We start from the raw sequence: 5390 nt of genomic DNA, 5'->3' as shown, positions 1-5390 counted from the left end.
AGGCCGAACACGATGCCGCCGAAGCCGAGCGCGGCGAGCGGAATGGAGAGCACATCGAGCGGCACGGCACGCGTCTCTCCGAGGTTCGTCATCCACTTGACGCCGATGAACAGCGAGATGAGGGCGATCGGCAGGATGATCGCGAACAGCGCGCGCCAGTTGAGCGTCTCGAGCACGGCGCCTGCGAGCGTCGGGCCGATCGCCGGTGCGAGCGAGATCACGAGACCCACGCGGCCCATCATGCGGCCGCGGGACTGCGGAGGCACCACGTTCATGATCGTCGTCATGAGCAGCGGCATCATGATGCCCGTTCCGGCGGCCTGGATGACGCGACCGAGCAGCAGGATCTCGAACCCGGGCGCGACGAGCGCGACCAGGGTGCCGAGAGAGAACGAGATCATCGCGGCGATGAAGACCTGGCGCGTGGTGAAGCGCTGCAGGATGAATCCGGTGGTCGGGATGACGACGGCCATGGTCAGCATGAACGCGCTCGTCAGCCACTGTCCGAGCTCGGGCGGGATGCCGAGGTCGGCGTTCAGATGCGGGATCGCGATCCCCATGGTCGTCTCGTTGAGGATCGCCACGAAGGCGGCGACGAGCAGAAGCCAGATGACGCGCATGTCGCTGCGCGCGATCTCGCCACCCGGGGCGGCGGCGGGCGTGGCGATCGATCCGGTGTCGACGGCAGACATGCGGCCTCCTAGGCACAGAAAAAGGGAGGGAGTGCGCGAGTGCGCGGGAACCATTCAGCGTAACGGCAGGGGCCGACATTTCATTCCGGATCCTGACGAATCCGCTCACAGCGGATGATCAGGATCGCCGCTCGACCCCGACGTCGTGCGCGCTGACTACGCTTGCGGCATGAGCATGGGTGGCGGACGCGGCGGATTCCGCGGCGTGGACGAGAACGCGCAACGACGGCTCAACGCCGAGGCGCCGCGGATCAGCGGACTCGGAGCCCGGGTGATCACCCTCTTCCGGCCGTACCGGTGGCGCATCTTCTGGACCGGCGTCCTGGTCGTCATCGGGGCGGCCATCGCGGTCATCCCGCCGCTGATCGTCCAGCGCATCTTCGACGATGCGCTCTTCCCCGTCGACGGTGGCGGTCCGCAGCTGCAGCTGCTCCTCTGGCTCGTCTGCGCGATGGTCGCGCTCTTCCTCTTCTCGGCCGTTCTCGGCGTCGCGCAGACCTGGTTCACCTCGACCGTCGGCAACAGCGTCACCGGTGACCTGCGTGTCCGCCTGTTCGAGCATCTGCAGGCGATGGAGCTCGGCTTCTTCACCCGCACGAAGACGGGAGTGATCCAGTCGCGGCTGCAGAACGACGTCGGCGGCGTCTCGGGTGTGCTCACCAACACCGTCACCAGCATCCTGGGCAACGTCGTCACCGTCATCGCCTCGTTGGTCGCGATGATCCTCATCGACTGGCGCCTCACTCTGATCGCCGTCGTCCTGATGCCGTTCCTCATCATCGTCCAGCGACGCGTCGGGCAGGTGCGCGCGCGGATCGCCGGGGAGACGCAGGAATCGCTGTCGGAACTCACCTCGATCACGCAGGAGACGCTGAGCGTCTCGGGCATGCTGCTGTCGAAGGCGTTCAATCGTCAGCGCACCGAGTCCCAGCGCTACCAGGCCGAGAACCGCAATCAGGTGAAGCTGCAGGTGCGCCGAGCCATGAGCGGGCAGGGGTTCTTCGCCGTCGTGCAGGTGCTCATGGCGAGCGTGCCCGCGGTCATCTATCTGGTGTCGGGGTATCTGATCGCCGGCGGTTCGGGGGCGATCACCGCCGGCACCGTCGTCGCCTTCACGACCGTCCAGGCGCGTCTGCTGCAGCCGCTCATGGGTCTCATGCGAGTGTCCCTCGACCTGCAGACGTCGTCCGCGCTCTTCGCGCGCATCTTCGAGTACCTCGATCTGGTTCCCGAGATCCAGGATGCTCCCGACGCCATCACGGTCGCGGATGCGCCCGGGCCGCGCGGACGGATCGAGTTCGACGATGTCGTCTTCCGGTATCCGGACGCTGCGCCCGACGCACGGCCCACGCTGCAGGGGGTGTCGTTCGTCGCGGAGCCGGGGCAGCACGTCGCATTCGTCGGGCCGTCGGGTGCGGGCAAGACGACGGTGCTCTACCTCGCTCCCCGGTTGTACGAGGCGCACGGCGGCGCGGTGCTCTTCGCCGGCGCCGACGTGCGCACGCTGACCCAGGAGTCGATCATCGACCAGGTGGGGATCGTGTCGCAGGAGACCTACCTGTTCCATGCGACGATCCGCGAGAACCTGCTCTACGCTCGGCCGGGCGCGTCCGAAGACGAGCTGATCGCCGCCTGCACCGCCGCGAACATCCACCACATCATCGCCGGCTTCGAAGACGGCTACGACACGATCGTCGGCGAACGCGGGTACCGCCTCTCCGGGGGCGAGAAGCAGCGCATCGCGATCGCCCGCGTTCTGCTGAAGGACCCGCCCGTGCTGCTGCTCGACGAGGCGACCTCGGCCCTGGACACCGTGTCGGAGCGGGTCGTGCAGGAGGCGTTGGACGAGGCGGCCAAGGGGCGCACGACCCTGACGATCGCGCATCGGCTGTCGACCGTGATCGGCGCCGACGTCCTCCCTGTGCTCGAAGCGGGACAGATCGTCGACTCCGGTACGCAGTCCGAGCTCCTCGCCCGCGGCGGGCTCTATGCGGAGCTCGCTGCGCAGCAGGTCGCCGCTTCGCGTGTGATCGAGACCGAGAACGTCATCGAGAAGACGGTCACCGGGGGAATGAGCGCTGCGCTCGCCGACCGTCGGGCCGATCGAGCTCCTGAGGATTCGGCCGGGGCGGATGCCGTCGCAGCCCTCACCTCACCCGTACCGCTGTTGAATGCTCCGCGCGGAGACGAACGGGTCTACCCGGCCGAGGGATGACCGCGGGTCAGTGCACCGAGAGGCCTCCGTCGATGAACAGCGACTGCCCCGTGACATAGCTCGATCCCTCGCCGGAGAGGAAGACGGCCGCGGCCGCGAAGTCCGCCGGCAGTCCGTTGCGTCCGATCATCGTGCGGGCGGCCAGCGCCGCGATCTGGGCGGGATCCTCCTGCAGGCGAGCGTTGAGCGGGGTGAGGACGAAACCCGGAACCAGCGAGTTGCTCGTGACACCCGTGCCGCCCCACGCCTCGGCCTCCGAGCGCATCAGTGACTCCACCGCACCTTTCGAGGCGCCGTAGACGCCGCTGCCCACGAAGGCGCGGTGCGCCTGCTGCGAGCTGATGTGGATCAGCCGCCCGAAGCCGCGTTCGGCCATCCCGGTGGCGAAACGCTGCCCGAGCAGAAACGGGGCGAGTGCGTTGACGGTCATCGTCGCATCCCAGTCCTCCTCGGTGATGTCGGCGAACGGAGGGCGGATGTTGATGCCGGCGGAGTTCACCAGGATGTCGGGCTCCCCGAACGGTTCGACCGCTGCGTCGGCGAGGGCGCGGATGCCGTCGCGCGAGCTGAGATCGCCGACCACGCCCGCCGCACGGCATCCGGCATCGGTCAGTTCTGCGACGGTCTCATCGATCCGTGCTTCGCCTCGGGCGACGACGACCGTCGAGGCTCCCGCCCGTGCCAGTGCGGTCGCGATGCCCCGGCCGATCCCGGAGCTGCCCCCGGTGACCACCGCCGTGCGGCCGTCGAGCGAGAAGAGGTCGGCGAGGTACTGGTTCATGGTTCTCCTGGCTTCTCGATTCACCAGGCCAGGGCGGCGGTGAGTGCGGGGTCCGGGCGGGCGTCGGCGTACTCGGGGAGCGCCTCGATCTCGGCGACGAACGAGGCGACCTCTGCTGCGTACTCGGGGTCGGCGTGCGTCAGGGCGATGTCGCGCAGAGGCGGCAGATCCATCGCCAGAATGAGCTCGAGCCGGGCCGCGACCGCCGCGTGCGCACCGGCATCGTGGAGTACCCGGATGCCGCCCCGGAGCGCACGGAGGTAGTCACGCAGCACCGGCAGCTGTGCGCGCCCCTGCGTGATCGACGTGCCGTCGGCTCGCAGCCGCCAGCGGACGACGGTGTCGGGGATGACGTCGAACGATCGCGCCCGGGTGTACATCAGCTGGGCGACGATCTGGTCTTCGTAGGCCACGCCCTCGGGGAACCGCAGGTCGTTCCAGAGGTCGGTCCGGCTCAGCTTCGACCACGCGACGATGTTGGCGCTCGCCTGCGGGTGCTCGAAGATCGTCGTGCCCGTCCGCGCGGGCGACGTCGCCGCAGAAACCCAGGGCTGCACGCGTCCCGGCACGTAGGTCTCGCCGTCGAAGCGCGATCGCACATAGGCCCCTGCGACGAAGTCGCTCCCGGTCTCGGCCAGCGTGCCGCTGAGGCGCTCCAGTGCGGTGGGTGCCAGCTCGTCATCGCCGTCGAGAAAACCGATCAGGGGAGTATCGACGAGGTCGATGGCGACGTTCCGCGCTGCACCGAGCCCGCGTGATGCCTCGTGGCGCACCATCCTGAATCGGGGGTCGGAGGCTGCGGCTGCCCCGAAGATGTCCGCTGTGTCGTCGGTCGAGCCGTCGTCGATGAGGATCGCGCTCCATCGCGTCTCGGTCTGCGCACGCAGCGAGTCGAGGGCTGCCGGGGCGAACAGGCCGATGTCGCGGCCGGGGACGATCACGGTCACTATCGGGGCGGTGGCGGTCACCAGCCGAGTCTATGGCCGCCTGTCAGCATCGGACCCTCACCCACCCGCGACCGCTGCCACGGACTCGAAGACGAGCAGCGCGAGTCGCTCGGGCAGATCCTCGCTCACGGGGGCGCGTCCGAATGTGAAGCGCACCGAGGTCTGGGCCACGGCGGGATCGATCCCGCAGGCGAGCAGCACATGCGAGGGCTCGTCGCTTCCGGCGGCGCATGCCGAACCGCTCGACGAGACGATTCCTCGACGTTCGAGCTCGAGCAGCACCGCTTCCCCGCTGACGCCCGAGAAGGTGAAGCTCGCGGTGCCGGGCAGTCGCATGCTCGCATCTCCCGTGAGCGTCGCCTGCGGCACGAGACGCAGCAGCTCGTGGATGAATGCACGCGTCATGGCGCCGACACGGGTGCTCACCTCATCGCGCTCCGCCTCAGCCAGCTCGAGCGCGGTGGCCAGGGCGACGGCCCCCGCGACGTTCTCGGTGCCCGAGCGACGACCGCGTTCCTGACCTCCACCGTGCAGGATCGGCTCGAGGGGGATGCGTCCGCGAACGGCGAGAGCGCCGATCCCCTTGGGCGCACCGATCTTGTGCCCGGCGATGGCGATCGCATCCGCGCCGAGGTCCGCGAGAGGCAGCCAACCGGCTGACTGCACCGCGTCGACGTGCAGCGGCGCCCCCGCGTTCCGCGCCACGGCGGCGAGAGAGGCCACATCCTGGATCGTGCCGATCTCGTTGTTCGCGT

Annotated in this window: 5 protein-coding genes; 1 reads left to right on the top strand and 4 read right to left on the bottom strand. The window is 68.9% G+C overall.

All coding sequences use genetic code 11. The features are described 5' to 3' along the window. Positions 1-692 (bottom strand): MFS transporter (locus J7E68_RS05455; RefSeq protein ID WP_215170590.1); only part of this gene is annotated, 692 nt, incomplete at its 3' end. A gap of 169 nt (positions 693-861) precedes the next feature. Here J7E68_RS05455 and J7E68_RS05450 point away from each other — a divergent pair. Then, complete coding sequence (locus J7E68_RS05450; protein ID WP_215170589.1) at positions 862-2907, top strand: ABC transporter ATP-binding protein; 2046 nt, start codon at positions 862-864, stop codon at positions 2905-2907. A gap of 7 nt (positions 2908-2914) precedes the next feature. Here J7E68_RS05450 and J7E68_RS05445 read toward each other — a convergent pair whose 3' ends face one another. The 3 genes from J7E68_RS05445 to J7E68_RS05435 all read right to left on the bottom strand — a co-directional run. Next, a complete protein-coding gene (locus J7E68_RS05445) occupies positions 2915-3688 on the bottom strand; it encodes an SDR family oxidoreductase (protein WP_215170588.1) in 774 nt (257 codons plus the stop codon). A gap of 20 nt (positions 3689-3708) precedes the next feature. Next, entirely contained in the window at positions 3709-4656 is a 948-nt protein-coding gene (locus J7E68_RS05440) for a glycosyltransferase family 2 protein (RefSeq protein ID WP_215170586.1), read from the bottom strand. 36 nt (positions 4657-4692) lie between these two features. Then, a partial coding sequence (locus J7E68_RS05435; RefSeq protein ID WP_215170583.1) for an aminotransferase class V-fold PLP-dependent enzyme occupies positions 4693-5390 on the bottom strand: 698 nt, incomplete at its 5' end.

It is taken from the genome of Microbacterium sp. ISL-103 (assembly GCF_018613995.1).
Lineage (GTDB): Bacteria > Actinomycetota > Actinomycetes > Actinomycetales > Microbacteriaceae > Microbacterium.
This window is presented reverse-complemented; position numbering and strand designations above follow the sequence as displayed.

What these genes read in the sequence shown, in the direction of transcription:
- J7E68_RS05450 (WP_215170589.1), top strand. Translation starts at nt 862, where the DNA reads ATGAGCATGGGTGGCGGACGCGGCGGATTCCGCGGCGTGGACGAGAAC.
- J7E68_RS05445 (WP_215170588.1), bottom strand. Translation starts at nt 3,688, where the DNA reads ATGAACCAGTACCTCGCCGACCTCTTCTCGCTCGACGGCCGCACGGCG.